The organism is Pseudomonas sp. GM24, from assembly GCF_000282235.1.
Taxonomy (GTDB): Bacteria; Pseudomonadota; Gammaproteobacteria; order Pseudomonadales; family Pseudomonadaceae; genus Aquipseudomonas.
Genome location: NZ_AKJR01000122.1, coordinates 1 through 15,270, shown reverse-complemented (window position 1 = coordinate 15,270; position 15,270 = coordinate 1). Strand labels below are relative to the sequence as shown.

Annotated in this window: 17 protein-coding genes; 12 read left to right on the top strand and 5 right to left on the bottom strand. The window is 58.1% G+C overall.

Translation table 11 applies throughout. The features are described 5' to 3' along the window. Positions 1-223: 223 nt before the first annotated feature. The 4 genes from PMI23_RS15155 (at position 224) to PMI23_RS15140 (ending at position 2,021) form a co-directional block, all read left to right on the top strand. Positions 224-853, top strand: a complete 630-nt coding sequence (locus PMI23_RS15155) for a nucleotidyltransferase domain-containing protein (protein WP_007916969.1) — start codon at positions 224-226, stop codon at positions 851-853. Then, a complete protein-coding gene (locus tag PMI23_RS15150) occupies positions 816-1,235 on the top strand; it encodes a hypothetical protein (protein ID WP_007916967.1) in 420 nt (139 codons plus the stop codon). Before PMI23_RS15155 ends, PMI23_RS15150 begins: the two co-directional genes overlap by 38 nt. A gap of 129 nt (positions 1,236-1,364) precedes the next feature. After that, positions 1,365-1,670 (top strand): hypothetical protein, encoded by a 306-nt coding sequence (locus PMI23_RS15145; protein ID WP_007916965.1) that lies wholly within the window; start codon positions 1,365-1,367, stop codon positions 1,668-1,670. Positions 1,671-1,781: 111 nt separating this feature from the next. Beyond that, positions 1,782-2,021 carry a hypothetical protein gene (locus tag PMI23_RS15140; protein WP_007916963.1) on the top strand — a complete coding sequence of 80 codons (240 nt, stop codon included), beginning with the start codon at positions 1,782-1,784 and terminating at the stop codon, positions 2,019-2,021. A 175-nt stretch (positions 2,022-2,196) separates the two neighbouring features. Here PMI23_RS15140 and PMI23_RS15135 read toward each other — a convergent pair whose 3' ends face one another. From PMI23_RS15135 to norR, 5 genes are all read right to left on the bottom strand, one after another. Further along, positions 2,197-2,946 carry a YkgJ family cysteine cluster protein gene (locus tag PMI23_RS15135; RefSeq protein ID WP_007916961.1) on the bottom strand — a complete coding sequence of 250 codons (750 nt, stop codon included), beginning with the start codon at positions 2,944-2,946 and terminating at the stop codon, positions 2,197-2,199. 83 nt (positions 2,947-3,029) lie between these two features. Further along, complete coding sequence (locus PMI23_RS15130) at positions 3,030-3,356, bottom strand: hypothetical protein (protein ID WP_007916959.1); 327 nt, start codon at positions 3,354-3,356, stop codon at positions 3,030-3,032. 156 nt (positions 3,357-3,512) lie between these two features. Then, positions 3,513-3,971 (bottom strand): GNAT family N-acetyltransferase, encoded by a 459-nt coding sequence (locus PMI23_RS15125; RefSeq protein WP_007916957.1) that lies wholly within the window; start codon positions 3,969-3,971, stop codon positions 3,513-3,515. 27 nt (positions 3,972-3,998) lie between these two features. Then, positions 3,999-4,901, bottom strand: a complete 903-nt coding sequence (locus PMI23_RS15120) for a chemotaxis protein CheV (RefSeq protein ID WP_007916955.1) — start codon at positions 4,899-4,901, stop codon at positions 3,999-4,001. Between the two features lie 318 nt (positions 4,902-5,219). After that, positions 5,220-6,779, bottom strand: a complete 1,560-nt coding sequence (gene norR, locus PMI23_RS15115) for a nitric oxide reductase transcriptional regulator NorR (RefSeq protein WP_007916953.1) — start codon at positions 6,777-6,779, stop codon at positions 5,220-5,222. 164 nt (positions 6,780-6,943) lie between these two features. Between norR and hmpA the strand changes: the two genes are divergently transcribed. The 8 genes from hmpA to cyoE all read left to right on the top strand — a co-directional run bounded on the left by hmpA (position 6,944) and on the right by cyoE (position 15,100). Then, the gene (gene hmpA, locus PMI23_RS15110) at positions 6,944-8,125 is read left to right on the top strand and encodes an NO-inducible flavohemoprotein (protein WP_007916952.1); all 1,182 of its coding nucleotides are present in this window, start codon (positions 6,944-6,946) and stop codon (positions 8,123-8,125) included. Between the two features lie 217 nt (positions 8,126-8,342). Continuing rightward, positions 8,343-8,903 carry an ester cyclase gene (locus PMI23_RS15105; protein WP_007916950.1) on the top strand — a complete coding sequence of 187 codons (561 nt, stop codon included), beginning with the start codon at positions 8,343-8,345 and terminating at the stop codon, positions 8,901-8,903. 25 nt (positions 8,904-8,928) lie between these two features. Continuing rightward, positions 8,929-9,438, top strand: a complete 510-nt coding sequence (locus PMI23_RS15100; RefSeq protein WP_007916948.1) for a disulfide bond formation protein B — start codon at positions 8,929-8,931, stop codon at positions 9,436-9,438. Positions 9,439-10,263: 825 nt separating this feature from the next. Next, the gene (gene cyoA, locus PMI23_RS15095) at positions 10,264-11,205 is read left to right on the top strand and encodes a ubiquinol oxidase subunit II (protein WP_007916947.1); all 942 of its coding nucleotides are present in this window, start codon (positions 10,264-10,266) and stop codon (positions 11,203-11,205) included. Positions 11,206-11,208: 3 nt separating this feature from the next. Next, positions 11,209-13,239: a cytochrome o ubiquinol oxidase subunit I gene (gene cyoB, locus PMI23_RS15090; protein ID WP_007916945.1), complete on the top strand. Its 2,031-nt coding sequence runs from the start codon at positions 11,209-11,211 to the stop codon at positions 13,237-13,239. A 3-nt stretch (positions 13,240-13,242) separates the two neighbouring features. Beyond that, on the top strand, positions 13,243-13,866 hold the full coding sequence (gene cyoC, locus PMI23_RS15085) for a cytochrome o ubiquinol oxidase subunit III (protein WP_007916943.1): 624 nt from the start codon (positions 13,243-13,245) through the stop codon (positions 13,864-13,866). After that, positions 13,866-14,201 (top strand): cytochrome o ubiquinol oxidase subunit IV, encoded by a 336-nt coding sequence (gene cyoD / locus PMI23_RS15080; protein ID WP_007916940.1) that lies wholly within the window; start codon positions 13,866-13,868, stop codon positions 14,199-14,201. The genes cyoC and cyoD overlap by 1 nt, the downstream gene beginning before the upstream one ends. 11 nt (positions 14,202-14,212) lie before the next feature. Further along, positions 14,213-15,100 carry a heme o synthase gene (cyoE, locus tag PMI23_RS15075; protein ID WP_007916939.1) on the top strand — a complete coding sequence of 296 codons (888 nt, stop codon included), beginning with the start codon at positions 14,213-14,215 and terminating at the stop codon, positions 15,098-15,100. The last annotated feature ends 170 nt before the right edge of the window (positions 15,101-15,270 follow it).

Here is a 15,270-nt window from a genome sequence, read left to right as displayed (position 1 = left end):
GCGCTGGATCGGGTTGATCCGCAAACGTAATCCGTCTGAACACCGCGTCATCGTTCTTCGCGAGCAGGCTCGCTCCTACAAGGGGATCGCACTCCAAATGTAGGTGTGAGCCTGTTTGCGATGGCGATTGTTCTGTGGCCGCTGTCTCTGGAAATATTCGCAAGGTTGATAAGTCCCAAAAAGGGACCTATCGTTCCCTTTTTGGGACTCTTTGGCCTTCACAGTGGAAACTATCTCTCTAAGCGAAGCGCTGTTTACCACCACTCAACAAAAAGTGTTGGGTCTGCTGTTCGGTAAGCCTGACCAGACTTTCTATGCCAATGAGATCGCGCGCTGGGCGCGTGTTGGCAAAGGCAGTCTCATGCGTGAACTCGACCGTCTGCAGCGAGCCGGTGTGTTGCGCATGAAAAGGGTGGGTAATCAGAACCATTACCAGGCCAATCCCACCTGTCCCATCTATGCCGAACTACTGGGCATCGCCCGCAAGACGTTTGGCATCGCCGAGCCTCTGCGTCAGGCATTGCAGCCATTTACCGAGCAGATCACCTGGGCGTTTGTCTATGGCTCCGTCGCCAAGGACACAGCAAACACACTCAGTGACATTGATCTCATGCTGATTGGCGAAGGCCTGCACTACAGTGACGTCATGGAACTGCTCATGCCTATGGAGGAGCAATTGGGTCGTCCCATCAACCCCACGCTTTACACCCCGCAAGACTGGACGGCGAAACTGGCTGCGCAAAACAGCTTTGTCGTGCGGGTAGTGCAGCAGGAAAAAATCGATCTGTTAGGGGCAAACCCTTTGGAGTCCAAGGATGGGCAGCAACGAGAGTCTGGAGAATCTTCTACGTAGCGGTGGGCTGAAAGCGGAGCCGCCGGATCGCAAGGAGTGTGAGGGCTTGATGCGCTCGGCCGTGGACCGGCTCAAGGATGCGCAAACTTCTACGTTGTCTTTTTCCAGCCGTTTCGACTTGGCTTATAACGCAGCGCACGCGTTGGCGCTGACGGCGCTTCGATTGAGTGGCTATCGATCAGATAAACGCTATCTGGTCTTTCAGTGCCTGGTGCATACGGCGCATATCAGCAAGGTTCAGGTGCGATTGTTCGCGCTGTGTCATGAGCGGCGCAATCTCGCGGAATACGAAGGGTATATGGATGAGGATGACGCGCTTCTGGCGCAGTTGTTGGAAAGCACCTCGCAATTGTTGAGTAACGTCCAGCAACGAATGAACTGACATTCGGCACGGCTTGCGATCCTGACTAATCTCTTAAAGATCCGCCTCTATGAGCGGATACAGCTTGTATGGCTCAGGCCGCGCACGGCCCAAATCTCTCTGGGCCGTCCACCCCGGGAGTGTCTTGAAATGAAGCTGAAAACCGCTCTGCCATCTGTGCTCCTCTTGCTTCCACTCACTTCGTTTGCAGCGCCTGCCAGTCAATCCGGTGAGATCCGCTTTACCGGGCAAATCGTTGATTCTGGCTGTCAGGTCGGACCGGTCGGGGCGTTGGCGTCTCGTGAGTCTCGCCAGATCGAAATCAAGCCCGGCGTGAAAGTCGATGTCGACACTGAGCGCAACGCCTGCAGTCATCAGGCGCTGCCGATTTCCATGCGCTACGAAGCGTTGAAGACCTCGACCGACAAAGGCATTGTCATCATCAGTTACCTGTAAACCGTTCGGCGTGCGTTGCAAATCTTCAGGTGCCGAGCGATGGCGCACAGGTATACTGCGCGCCTTCGCGGCTCACTGATCGGGCCCGACTTTTTGCTTTCCGGAGCTTTTATGACTTCCCCGACCCTGCCGCCGGTTGACGACGCCGTGAGCGATGTCCCGGCTGAACTGGCCGACACCAGCGATACCAAAGCCGAAATCCCGGCGTTCAAATTTCCGTTCAAGCCGGGCGAGCTGGCCTCTGCCAAAGGCTCGAATCAGCCGTGGTACAAGAACGGCGCCAAGAATGGCCACACCAAGACCCCGGGCATGGCGCCGCCGGGTACCCGTCGTTCGATGGGCAAGCGCTGAGTTTTAATCCCGCCTGCGTTCAACGCGGCGATTGATACTGCCCGTGCCGGACCTTTCGCTGGCAAGCCAGCTCCCACAGGGTTCTGTGTCGTACACAAATTATGTGAACGCCCGAGATACCTGTGGGAGCTAGCGTGCTAACGATGAGGCCGGTTCGATCGCTGCAAAACCCCGATCAAGCCGCCCGCAGCGAAATAAACGCATACGTCTGCGCCGGTTCAGTCACCACCTGTGCCCCGGCCGCCAACACTTGCCCGGCCACATCATCCCCGGACAAATGAAACACCCACTCACTCGGAGTCGTCGTCAGCGGTTGCGCGGTGACCTGATCAATCACCGAAGCAAAAGCGCTCATATTCGGCAAATACGCTGTAAACCCGTCACCCTTCAACGCCGTGGTGCGAATCCCGAGCATCGCGCAAATCGCATCCTTGATGCCGATGTCATCCCGATCCGCCTGGCGCGAGCGTTGAATCAACTCCACCAGTTCCTGATCCACCAACTCGCCACCGGCAATCAACACTGGCCCCTGTTGCCAGGACTCCGGCGGGCAATCCTTGGCGGCAGGGTTGAGCGGGATATGCGGGTTGATTTCCGCCGGATAGATGCGACACACCAGTGGCCGCCGCTCGTAGATCCGGCACAACTTGTCTTCGTCAAGATTCCGGCAAGGGCCGACGTTGTACGCGGCGAAGGTAATCGCCACGTGGGCATCCGTGACACCGCTGCGCACCACCGCCGAACGCCGTTCAGCGTGCTCACGCTGTTGCGCTGGCAAGCCCAGACCATTGCCGAGAAAAGCCTCCACCAGCACGATCACCTGGCCGCCATCCGCCGCCCACATGCGGGCTTCGGCCAAGGTCAGGGGGACATGGTGATCGGTGCAGCATTTGCCGCAGCCTACGCAGGAAAACGTCGTATTCATTGAGCGATCTGTCTTCAATCAGGGTGTGAAACGGTGGCGGAAAACCACCGCACAGGCCTGGATCGAAGCAAGTTATGCGCCACTCAGCGAGTTTTGCCGGTCGGGCGGATCGAGTCCCACTCGGTGACGAAGGCGGTTTTCGACTGTTTGTTGTACAGACACAGCTCGGTGCCTTGCTGGCCTTTCATGTGTTTTTGCGGGTATTGGCCTTGCAGCAAAACGGCGGTGTAGCCGACGCGGTCATCGAATTGCGCGGGCGTGCCGACGGGTTTGGCGTTTTTCAGGCCGCTGGCCTTGGTGCAACTGGCGAGCACGGTTTTGTCGTAGGCGGCCCAGGCATCAGGGCTGGAGGCGTGGGCCTGGGACGCGAGGGCGGTGAGGGAGAGCAGGCTTAAGGTGATGGCTTTCATAGGGGGCGTCCTTGGTCGTGGGTGGCCAAGATTGGAGTGTGCCTAAAGAGTTTTGTTGCCTGGGACACCGTTAAAAGATCGCAGCCTTCGGCAGCTCCTACATGGATATGCGGTTCCCTGTAGGAGCTGCCGAAGGCTGCGATCTTTTGACTTTAATCAGTCCGGCACCAGTTCCCGGCGGACCACATACATCCCGGCACCTTCATACAACCGCTGCGCGCGATGGTTGTCCTCCAGCACCTTCAGATCTACAAACCCTTCGCGCCGTTGCTGAAACACCTTGAATGCATGGAGCAACAACGCCCGACCCAGTCCTCGGCCCTGCATGCGCGGATGCACCACCAGATTCTTGATATAGGCGCTGGTCCAGCATTGCGCCACACCGACCACGCCGTCGCCATCGTGGGCAATAAAGCACAACGACGGATCGTATTCAGGATTGCTCTCGAATTGCTGCTGCCAAGCGTCCAGCGCCGGCACTCGGCCGCCGCCTTCGCGGTAGCCCAGTTGCATCAAATGATGCACGTCCGCCGCCAGTTCGACGGAGTACGTGCGCAGTTCAATGTCCTGTGGCCAAGGCGCATCCGGCGCGTCCTTACCGAGGTCGCGCCGCATCAAAAAACAATACGTCTCGGCCAAGACTCAGTGCCCGTGTGCCGCGACGTGTTTGGCCGCTTCGATCAGGCAGTGGGTCAGTTCCGGCGAGGAGAACTTGGTCAGCACGCCGTTCGCCCCGGCCAGGCGCGCTTTCTCGCTGTTCATCGCGCTGTCGAGCGAGGTGTGCAGCAGCACGTACAGATGGGCGAAGTCCGGCGTTTCACGCAGAGTGCGGGTGAAGGCGTAGCCGTCCATCTCGGACATTTCGATGTCGGAGACGATCAGGTTGATTTGCTGCGCGGTGCCTTGCAGGTCGAGCAGGCAGTCGATGGCTTCCTTGGCGCTGCGTGCGGTGTGGCATTGCAGGCCGAGGTTGCGCAGGGTGTGCACCGATTGTTGCAGTGCCACCTGGCTGTCGTCGACCACCAGAATTCGCGCATTGCCGAGCACATCAGCGTCTTCCATGCTCAGATCGGTCGGGGCCATTTCGATCTGTGCCGGGGCGATGCTGTGGATAACCTTTTCGATGTCGAGCACCTGCACCAGCGTGCCGTCCACCGAGGTCACGCCGGTGATGTAGGCGCGCGAACCGCCGGAACCGAACGGCGGCGGTTTGATGTCGGTGGTCAGGCAGTGAACGATTTTGCTCACAGCCTGGACGTGCAGGCCCTGTTTCGAGCGGCTGACGTCGGTGACGATCAGGCAACCGCCGTTGGGGTCTTCCAGCGGGCGCTCGCCGATGGCGCGGCTGAGGTCGATGACCGACAGCGAGGCGCCGCGCAACGTGGCGATGCCTTTCACATGCGGGTGCGATTCCGGCAGCTTGGTCAGCGGCGGGCAGGGGATGATTTCACTGACTTTCAGCAGGTTGATCGCCATCAGCTTGCCGCTGCGCAAGGTAAACAGCAGAAGCGAAAGTGAATCTGCGCGGGCTTTGGTGGAGGACATATGAACCTTCTGTGGAAAGGTGGTGGGCGAGGGTGGAAATCGCCAGAAACTATTGATGCCGGGTTATCGGCGTTAATGGGGTGGGCTTTAGGTTAGTTGTCGGGTTGTGTTTCGATCAAAAGCCAAAGCCAAAGCCCCTCACCCCAGCCCTCTCCCAGAGGGAGAGGGGGCCGACCGCGGCGTCTGACGTTGTACATCGACCTGAATGACCGAGTCGATTATGGATTCGGTAAAGATCTTTCACGTCGGCGGAATTCTGCAATATCCCCCAATCAGTCCCCTCTCCCTCCGGGAGAGGGCTAGGGTGAGGGTGTGCTTTTAGCTCTTCATCCCCAACCGCTTGGCCATCCGCCCAAGATTCGCCCGATCCAGCCCCAACTCCCGCGCCGCACTCGCCCAGTTATCCTGATTACGCGCCAGCGCCGCACTGATCAAGCGCCGCTGATACTGCTCGGTCGCACTGCGCAAATCCCCGCTGACCAGCGGCATCTCAGCCACCACAGCCGCAACAGGCTCAACCGAGTTATCCACAACCTCACGCGGTAAATCCAGATCCGCCGCGCTCAAACTGAGGATCTTCGGCCGCACCTTGCAGTTGCCCAACGCTTTCAGCGCACTGCGTCCGATCAAGTGTTCCAGCTCGCGTACGTTGCCCGGCCAGGTGTAGGCGAGCAGTGCCTCCTGGGCGTCGCTGTTCAGGCGCAGGCTGTTGAGGCCCATGCGCGAGCGATTCTGTTCGAGGAAAAAACCGCTGAGCAACAACACATCGCGACCACGATCACGCAGCGCCGGCACGCGCAGCGGGTACACACTCAGGCGATGGTAGAAGTCGGCACGATAGCGACCACTGCGCACTTCTTCCGCCAGGTCGCGGTTGGTCGCGGCAATCAGGCGCACATCGACCTGATGCTCCTTATCCGACCCCAAACGCTGCAATTGACCACTCTGCAACACGCGCAACAACTTGGCCTGCACGGTCAGCGACAACTCACCGACTTCATCGAGAAACAGCGTGCCGCCATTGGCCAGTTCGAACTTGCCACGCCGGTCACTGGTGGCGCCGGTGAAGGCGCCGCGCACGTGGCCGAACAGTTCGCTTTCTACCAGCGTATCCGGCAACGCGGCGCAGTTGAGGCTGATGATCGGTTTGTCGGCGCGCGGTGAGGCGGCGTGGATCGCTTGGGCGACCAGTTCTTTGCCGACGCCGGTTTCTCCGGTGATCAACACGGTCAGATCGCTGCCGCCGACCAGATTGATTTCCTCAACCAGTTTTTTCAGCGCCTTGCTCTGGCCGATCATCTCGCGGTTCTGCTGACCGCTGGCCTGGCGATAAACCTCGGCGCGCTGGTGTTCGTCTTCTGCGCGATTGGCCAAGCGTTGAATGCGTTCGGCGGCGTTGACCGTGGCCGAGGCGAGGCTGGCGAAAGCTTGCAGGGCGTCGAGTTCGATCGGTTCGAAACGCTCGGGGTCGAGGGCGTCGAGGGTGATCAGGCCCCAGAGTTTTTCATCGACAAATAAAGGACAGCCGAGGCAATCGTGAACTTCGAGGTGTTCGTCGAGGCCGTCGACCAAACCGTCGTAAGGATCGGGCAAGTCGCTGTCGGCGGCGAACCGCGTCGGCCCGGCGCCGCTCAGCAGAATCTCGAAGCGCGGGTGCTCGCTGACTTTGAAGCGCCGGCCAAGGGTGTCGGTGCTCAAGCCGTCCACCGCCAGCGGCACCAGTGCTTCGCCGTCGAGGCGCAACAACGCCGCCGCATCGCAGGGCAGCAAGGCGCGCATGGCTTCGAGCAGGCGTCGGTAGCGCTCGCCCTCGGGCAGTTCGCGAGACAGGTCGGAGACGAGAGGCAGCAGGGCGGTGAGCAGGGATTTGGCGGTCATGGTCTTGTAGTCAAAGAGACAAGATGTAGTCCGGATGACTATAAGGTGCTCTGAGTCTTTATGACTACTTAAATCTCAAGCGATTGATTTATATGGATAAAAAAGTTGGCATGAATACTGGTAACTCTTAGGTAACTTTTCCAAGAAGCTCAGGAGTCAACCTTATGCTTAGCGTCCAGGATCGTGCCATCGTCAAATCCACCGTGCCTCTGCTGGAGAGCGGCGGTGAAGCGCTGATCACGCACTTCTACCGCATGATGCTCTCTGAATACCCGGAAGTTCGCCCGCTGTTCAACCAGGCGCACCAGGCCAGCGGTGACCAGCCACGGGCCTTGGCTAACGGCGTGTTGATGTATGCGCGGCACATCGATCAGCTCGACCAGTTGGGCGATCTGGTGGCGAAAATCATCAACAAGCACGTCGCCCTGCAGATCCTTCCGGAACACTACCCAATCGTCGGCGCCTGCCTGTTGCGGGCGATTTCCGAAGTGCTCGGCGAAGAGATCGCCACACCGGAAGTGATGAGTGCCTGGGGCGCGGCGTATGGCCAGTTAGCTGACATCCTGATCGGCGCCGAAACCGCAATCTACGACCAGAAAGAACACGCCGTTGGCGGCTGGCGTGGTGCGCGCGAGTTCATCGTCGCGGCCAAGGTCGAGGAGAGTGCGGAGATCATTTCGTTCTACTTCGAGCCTGCTGATAAAGGCCCGATCCTCGCGGCCGAACCGGGCCAGTACATCGGCATGAAGCTGATCCTCGACGGTGAAGAAATTCGCCGCAATTATTCGTTGTCGGCACTGGCCAACAACGGTCAGTACCGCATCAGCGTCAAACGCGAACCGGGTGGCCGTGCGTCCAATCACTTGCACGATCAACTGCAGGTCGGCGCGAGCATCCAGTTGTTCCCGCCATCGGGTGAGTTCACCTTGACCGCGAGCGACAAACCGTTGGTGCTGATCAGCGGCGGCGTTGGCATCACGCCGACTCTGGCGATGCTCGAAGCCGCGCTGGAAACCGAGCGGCCGGTGCACTTTATCCACTGCGCGCGCAATGGCCGCGTGCATGCGTTCCGTGACTGGATTGATGAGCTGGCGGCGCGTCATCCGCAACTCAAACGGTTTTACTGCTATGCCGAAGATGACGGTGTCAGCCCGGCGGCGGACAAGGTCGGGATGCTGGATCAGGCGTTGCTGGGCGAGTGGTTGCCGGCTCAGCGTGATGTGGATGCTTACTTCCTCGGGCCGAAGGGTTTTATGGCGGCGATCAAGCGGCATTTGAAAGCGCTGGGTGTACCGGAGCAGCAGAGCCGTTATGAGTTCTTCGGGCCTGCAGCGGCTTTGGAGTGATCTGAAACCGGGTTGCCTTCATTCGCGAGCAGGCTCGCTCCCACAGGATTTGTGTTCGGCGCAGATCCAATGTGGGAGCGAGCCTGCTCGCGAAGGCCGTTACGCGGTGCTGATTCTTAAAAAGTGTTTAAAGGTTAATCATTTCTTAACCGGTTTATCGTTTATTCCCCGATGCTGATGATAGGCGCTCGTTCGTTTACATGATCAGGATCGCCCCATGTCGCACTTTGCCTTCGCTCGTCGTTTCAGTTTTGCAGCCATCGGCCTTTCAGCCGCGTTGCTGGCCAGCCCGTTTGCTTCTGCCGAATCTGCCTTGATAAAACCGCAGACCCTGATCGTCGATCAGAGCCTGCCCAAGGCGCAGGTCGAAGCCATGGAATTAGCCGCGCGGCGTTATGGCAGTTTCTGGAATTCCGGTGAGGAGGCGCTGGCCACGGCGGCGTTGTCGCCGCAGTTTGTCGACCAGACGCCACCCGAGGGCCGGGTGCAGGGGCCGACCGGGCCGTTGCTGGCGTCGAAGTTCTTTCGCACGGCGGTGCCGGACTTGAGTTGCGACATCGAGCAAATGATCATCGCCGGTGATCGCGTGGTAGTGCACCTGCACTTTCGCGGGCACTTCAGCGGTACGTTCAAGGCTCTCAAAGGGCAGGGCCAGCGTGTAGACTTCCGGGCAACCGATATCTATCAGATTGATAACGGTCGCATCGCGGCCAATTGGCATATCGAAGACAACATCAGCTTGATGGCGCAACTGCACGCGCAGCCGCCGGCCAGCTGAACCATGGACTTACAAGGGAAACGCGATGAGCGAGGAAACGATTCGACTGGGACGTGAACGGCGCTTTCTGGTGCTGCTGGGCATTATCTGCCTGGCACTGATCGGTGGTGCGCTGTACATGCAGATCGTGCTCGGTGAAGCACCGTGCCCACTGTGCATCTTGCAGCGCTATGCGTTGCTGCTGATCGCGCTGTTCGCGTTCATCGGCGCGGCCATGCGCACGCGCCGCAGCATCACCGTGTTTGAAGTGCTGGTGGTGATTTGTGCGATTGCCGGGGCCGGTGTGGCCGGGCATCACGTGTACACCCAGTTCTATCCGGCGGTGAGCTGCGGCATCGATGTGCTGCAGCCGATTGTCGATGATCTGCCATTGGCGAAAATCTTCCCGCTGGGCTTTCAGGTCGACGGTTTCTGCTCCACGCCTTACCCGCCGATCCTCGGTCTGTCGCTGGCGCAATGGGCACTGCTGGCGTTCGTGCTGGTGGTCATTCTGGTGCCGCTGCTGACCTCGCGTAACCGAAAAGCACTGCGCTGAGTCAACTATTCGGCAGTCTGGCCGATACAGAAAACGCCCCGATTTGCGGATCAGCCAATCGGGGCGTTTTGCATTTCAGAGTGTTTGTGAAAACACCGTGACGGACGGCAAGGGAGGGTGCGGCAAGTGTGCGACATGTTGTCACACGCGCCGTGTCGCAGGGCTCCTCAGTGACGCGGAATCGGCCGTTGTTACAAAAAAGGATTGGTCTGATTCGGGGTTTTTCGGCTTTAGCACGCGAGTGCCAGAGCAGGCAGTTTTAACAAGCGCTGGCAGATGGCCAAAAGCCTTGGGTTATCGGGGCTTGCGCTGTTTCAGCGTTCGGAAAAAGCCTTCAGAGCTGTCTGAACTGACGCGGGTACACCTACAATTTTTGGTGTTTTTGTTGAGAATCTATTTCGATAACATGCGGAACTTTTGCAAAAATGGCGATGGATTGTTGCTCGAACGGATAAAAATTATTTCGGGATAAGACATGGTGTATAGGGCGCTACCTATCTACAATCGCCCGCACTGAATTCCCGGCACTGTTCAGCCTTTATTAAGGAGGCGAGCAGGAAGTCGGGTGTCGAGTGAGTCGCAAGGCTTTCAAGACACCCAGGTGTCGGTGCCTTCCAACTTTCCGCACCAAATGGAATTGGTCTGTAACAAGGCCTTTGACCACGAATTCGAATAAGAACTGACCGCTGTCCCAGGTTTTGTCGAGCGTCTGACGCGCGACGGGCGGCCCTTATTCAATCCAAAGAAAATGCCAACCCTTGGCAGGGTGAAGTGTTGGCGATCAAAACCCAACTGCATTGCGCAAGCTGCTTTAGAGGTCGTGAGATGAGTAAAAACAGGTACCCCAGATTACTAGGCCTAGTGCCGCTGCTCGGCACGTTGTTGCTGGGAGGCTGCAACATGACCTTGCTCAATCCAACGGGCCAGGTTGGCCTGGAACAGCGAAACCTGATCATCACCGCGACCCTGCTGATGCTGTTGGTCGTCGTGCCGGTTATCGTCATGACCTTCCTGTTCGCCTGGAAGTACCGCGCGTCGAACAAGAACGCCGTCTACACCCCGAAATGGTCGCACTCGACCAAAATCGAAGTGGCAGTCTGGACCATCCCGGTCCTGATCATCATTGCCCTGGGTTACATCACCTACATTTCGACCCACGAACTGGACCCGTATCGTCCGATTCAATCCGACGTCAAGCCAGTGACCATCGAAGTCGTTGCGCTGGACTGGAAGTGGCTGTTCATCTACCCGGAACAAGGCATTGCCACGGTCAACAAGATCGTGTTCCCGGCGCACACGCCAATCAACTTCAAGATCACCTCTGACGCTGTGATGAACTCGTTCTTCATCCCGGGTCTGGGCGGCCAGATCTACGCGATGGCGGGCATGCAGACCAAACTGCACCTGATCGCTGACCGCAACGCTGAGATGGACGGTATCTCCGCCAACTACAGCGGCGCGGGTTTCACCGGCATGAAGTTCAAAGCTATCTCCACCACTCAGGAAGATTTCGACGCCTGGGTAAGTGAAGTCAAGAAGTCACCTAAACAGCTTGATCAAGCTGAATACGCGGCCCTTGCCAAACCGAGCCAGAACAACCCAGTCGAGCTCTACTCCTCGGTCACGCCGAACCAGTTCCAGATCATCGTCGACAAGTACGAAGGTATGAAGCCGGGCAAGCCGCTGAAGCACGAGAAGAAAGAGAAAGAAGTGGCGGCCACGGAAATTGACTCGAGTTCGCATTCAGCTGCCGGGGCAGAGGAGTAAACGATGTTTGGTAAATTAAGTTGGGAAGCAGTCCCATTCCACGAGCCGATCGTGATGGTGACCATCGCCATGATCGCCCTCGGTGGTCTGGCGCTGTTCGCTGCAATCACCTACTTCAAGAAGTGGACGTACTTGTGGACCGAGTGGCTGACTTCGGTCGACCACAAGAAAATCGGCGTGATGTACATCATCGTCGCCATGGTCATGCTGCTGCGCGGCTTTGCCGACGCCATCATGATGCGTACCCAGTTGGCCATGGCCACCGAGGGTTCGCCTGGCTACCTGCCACCTGAACACTATGACCAGATCTTCACCGCTCACGGTGTGATCATGATCATCTTCATGGCGATGCCATTCTTCACCGGCCTGATGAACCTTGCAGTGCCGCTGCAGATCGGCGCGCGTGACGTTGCGTTCCCGTTCCTGAACTCCCTGAGCTTCTGGCTGCTGGTATCCGGCGTAGTACTGATCAACCTGTCCCTGGGCGTCGGCGAATTCGCCAAGACCGGTTGGGTTGCCTATCCACCATTGTCGGGTCTGCAGTACAGCCCTGGCGTGGGCATGGACTACTACATCTGGGCGCTACAGCTATCCGGGTTAGGTACGACGTTAACGGGGGTTAACTTCCTCGCGACCGTACTGAAAATGCGTACTCCTGGCATGAAACTGATGGACATGCCGATCTTCACCTGGACCTGCACCTGGGCAAACGTTCTGATCGTGGCTTCGTTCCCGATCCTGACCGCTACCCTGGCACTGCTGACCCTTGACCGTTACATGGATTTCCACATTTTCACCAATGAACTTGGTGGCAATCCAATGATGTACGTCAACCTGTTCTGGGCCTGGGGCCACCCTGAGGTTTACATCCTGATCCTGCCGGCATTCGGCATCTTCTCGGAAGTGATCTCGGCGTTCACCGGCAAGAAACTGTTCGGCCACCACTCGATGATCTACGCTTCGGGCGCGATCTCGGTACTGGGCTTCATGGTTTGGCTGCACCACTTCTTCACCATGGGTTCGGGTGCCAGCGTCAACGCCTTCTTCGGTCTGGCGACGATGCTGATTTCCATCCCGACGGGTGTGAAGCTATTCAACTGGCTGTTCACCATCTACCAGGGCCGTCTGCGCTTCACCAGCCAGGTTCTGTGGACTCTGGGCTTCATGGTGACCTTCGCCATCGGCGGCATGACCGGCGTACTGCTGGCCATCCCGGGTGCTGACTTCGTTCTGCACAACAGCCTGTTCGTGATCGCGCACTTCCACAACGTGATCATCGGCGGTGCGGTATTCGGTTACATCGCTGGTTTCGCGTTCTACTTCCCGAAAGCGTTCGGCTTCAAGCTGCACGAAGGCTGGGGTAAAGCAGCGTTCTGGTTCTGGATCTCGGGCTTCTTCGTCGCGTTCATGCCGCTCTATGCACTGGGCTTCATGGGCATGACCCGTCGTCTGAACGCTACCACCAACCCTGAGTGGGTACCGTACCTGTACGTTGCCATGTTCGGTGCGGTGATGATCGCTGTGGGTATTGCCTGCCAGCTGATCCAGCTCTATGTGAGCGTGCGTGACCGTAACAAGCCAGAGAACGTTTGCGATCACGGTGACCCGTGGAATGCACACACTCTGGAATGGTCGACCTCGTCGCCACCGCCGTTCTACAACTTTGCTGTGCTGCCAAAGGCTGACTGCATCGACCCGTTCACTGAAGCCAAGGAAAACGGTACTGCGTACCAGCGTCCGGCCAAGTATGAGCCGATCCACATGCCGAACAACACCGCCACTGGCGTGGTGATGGGCGCACTGTTGACCGTCTTCGGTTTCGCGATGATCTGGCACATCTGGTGGTTGGCGATCGCCAGCCTGGCCGGCACCGTCATCTACTTCGTGATCCACGCTGCACGTGACGACCAGGGCTATATGGTTCCGGTTGAAACGATCGAGCGTATCGAAGCCGAGCAGCACAAGCGTCTGGTCGCGGCAGGGAAAATCCCGGCCGGTGCCACCCGTGTTGAAACCTCGTTGGAACAGGCTTAAACCATGTCGAACTTAGTGACCAATGTTGGACACGCCCATGGTGACCATGGGCACGATGACCATCACCACGACTCGGGCGAGATGACCGTATACGGTTTCTGGCTCTACCTGATGACCGACTGCATTCTGTTTGCGTCGATCTTCGCGGTGTACGCAGTACTGGTAAACAACGTAGCTGGTGGCCCGTCGGGCCACGACATCTTCGAACTGCCATACGTGCTGGGCGAAACCGCTCTGCTGTTGTTCAGTTCGATCACCTACGGCTTCGCCATGCTGGCGTTGTACAAAGGCAAGAAGCAGGCGGTCCTGGGTTGGTTGTTCATGACCTTCCTGCTCGGCGCAGGCTTTATCGCCATGGAGATCAACGAGTTCCACCTGCTGATCTCCGAGGGCTTCGGTCCTAGCCGTTCCGGCTTCCTGTCCGCGTTCTTCACCCTGGTCGGTACCCACGGTCTGCACGTGTCGGCGGGTCTGATCTGGATGGGCATCATGATGTACCAGGTCAACAAGCACGGCCTGACGGCGACCAACAAGACCCGTCTGAGCTGCCTGAGCCTGTTCTGGCACTTCCTGGACGTGGTGTGGATCTGCGTATTCACCGTTGTTTACCTGATGGGGACTCTGTAATGGCTAATGCACACTCCCATGACAGCCATGATGCTGGCCACGGCAGCGTAAAGTCGTACGCCATTGGCTTCATCCTGTCGGTGATCCTGACCGTCATCCCATTCGGTCTGGTGATGTACCCGAGCCTGCCGAAAGCCACCACGCTGGCAATCGTTCTGCTGTTCGCAGTAATCCAGGTGATTGTTCACCTGTATTACTTCCTGCACCTGGACCGTTCCATTGCTCAGCGTAACAACGTGATTGCATTCGTCTTTACGGCGATCGTGATCGTGCTGCTGGTTGGCCTGTCGTTGTGGATCATGTTCAGCATCCACACCTACATGATGGCGAAGTGAGGTAAGACCCGATGTCGCTCAAGCACTTTATCCAAATCACCAAACCGGGGATCATTTTCGGTAACGTGCTTTCTGTGGCAGGCGGGTTCTTCCTGGCCTCGAAAGGGCATGTCGATCTGGCGGTGTTTCTGGCTGCCATGATCGGTACATCCCTGGTTGTTGCCTCCGGTTGCGTGTTCAACAACTGCATCGACCGCGACATCGACCTGAAGATGGAACGCACCAAGAACCGGGTGCTGGTGCAGGGCTTGATCTCCCTGAAACTGGCCCTGGTTTACGCGACCATCCTTGGTGTTCTCGGCGTTGCGTTGTTGTACAAGGTGGCCAATCCGTTGGCCGCTTTGTTCGCGGTGATCGGCTTCATCATCTACGTCGGCTTCTACAGCCTGTACCTCAAGCGCAAGTCGGTTCACGGCACGCTGGTGGGCAGTCTGTCGGGCGCCATGCCGCCAGTGATCGGTTACGTAGCCGTAACCAACAGCTTCGACATGGCCGCGCTGACGTTGCTGGTGATGTTCAGCCTTTGGCAGATGCCGCATTCCTACGCCATCGCTATCTTCCGCTTCAACGATTACCTGGCCGCATCGATTCCGGTGTTGCCAGTGAAGCGCGGGATTCAAGTGGCCAAGAAGCACATCCTGCTCTACATCCTGGCGTTCCTCGTAGCGACCTTGATGCTGACCTTCAGCGGTTACGCCGGCATGAGCTACCTCGCCGTCGCCGCGGCCATGGGCATGTACTGGTTGTACATGGCCTGGACCGGCTACAAAGCGGTGGATGACACGGTCTGGGCACGCAAGCTGTTCGTGTTCTCGATCTTCACCATCACTGCGTTGAGCGTCATGATGTCCCTGGACTTCAAGGTGCCCGCAGAGCTGCTGCTGACGTACGCGCCGTAAGGCTCAAAGGCTTGAAGAAAAACCCCGCACATTGAGAGATGTGCGGGGTTTTTTGTTGCCTGGCGTAAAGCCCCTCATCGGAACGCCGCCCGCCCAGCCCTCTTCCAGAGGGAGAGGGGGCCGATCGAGTTGTCTCGAGTCCACCGCCGACCTGCAAAGTCGTGGCGATT

Excerpts from the sequence above, each read along its gene's own strand:
- PMI23_RS15150 (WP_007916967.1), top strand. The coding sequence starts at position 816 with ATGGGCAGCAACGAGAGTCTGGAGAATCTTCTACGTAGCGGTGGGCTG.
- PMI23_RS15145 (WP_007916965.1), top strand. The coding sequence starts at position 1,365 with ATGAAGCTGAAAACCGCTCTGCCATCTGTGCTCCTCTTGCTTCCACTC.
- PMI23_RS15140 (WP_007916963.1), top strand. The coding sequence starts at position 1,782 with ATGACTTCCCCGACCCTGCCGCCGGTTGACGACGCCGTGAGCGATGTC.
- PMI23_RS15135 (WP_007916961.1), bottom strand. The coding sequence starts at position 2,946 with ATGAATACGACGTTTTCCTGCGTAGGCTGCGGCAAATGCTGCACCGAT.
- PMI23_RS15130 (WP_007916959.1), bottom strand. The coding sequence starts at position 3,356 with ATGAAAGCCATCACCTTAAGCCTGCTCTCCCTCACCGCCCTCGCGTCC.
- PMI23_RS15125 (WP_007916957.1), bottom strand. The coding sequence starts at position 3,971 with ATGCGGCGCGACCTCGGTAAGGACGCGCCGGATGCGCCTTGGCCACAG.
- PMI23_RS15120 (WP_007916955.1), bottom strand. The coding sequence starts at position 4,901 with ATGTCCTCCACCAAAGCCCGCGCAGATTCACTTTCGCTTCTGCTGTTT.
- norR (WP_007916953.1), bottom strand. The coding sequence starts at position 6,779 with ATGACCGCCAAATCCCTGCTCACCGCCCTGCTGCCTCTCGTCTCCGAC.
- hmpA (WP_007916952.1), top strand. The coding sequence starts at position 6,944 with ATGCTTAGCGTCCAGGATCGTGCCATCGTCAAATCCACCGTGCCTCTG.
- PMI23_RS15105 (WP_007916950.1), top strand. The coding sequence starts at position 8,343 with ATGTCGCACTTTGCCTTCGCTCGTCGTTTCAGTTTTGCAGCCATCGGC.
- PMI23_RS15100 (WP_007916948.1), top strand. The coding sequence starts at position 8,929 with ATGAGCGAGGAAACGATTCGACTGGGACGTGAACGGCGCTTTCTGGTG.
- cyoA (WP_007916947.1), top strand. The coding sequence starts at position 10,264 with ATGAGTAAAAACAGGTACCCCAGATTACTAGGCCTAGTGCCGCTGCTC.
- cyoB (WP_007916945.1), top strand. The coding sequence starts at position 11,209 with ATGTTTGGTAAATTAAGTTGGGAAGCAGTCCCATTCCACGAGCCGATC.
- cyoC (WP_007916943.1), top strand. The coding sequence starts at position 13,243 with ATGTCGAACTTAGTGACCAATGTTGGACACGCCCATGGTGACCATGGG.
- cyoD (WP_007916940.1), top strand. The coding sequence starts at position 13,866 with ATGGCTAATGCACACTCCCATGACAGCCATGATGCTGGCCACGGCAGC.
- cyoE (WP_007916939.1), top strand. The coding sequence starts at position 14,213 with ATGTCGCTCAAGCACTTTATCCAAATCACCAAACCGGGGATCATTTTC.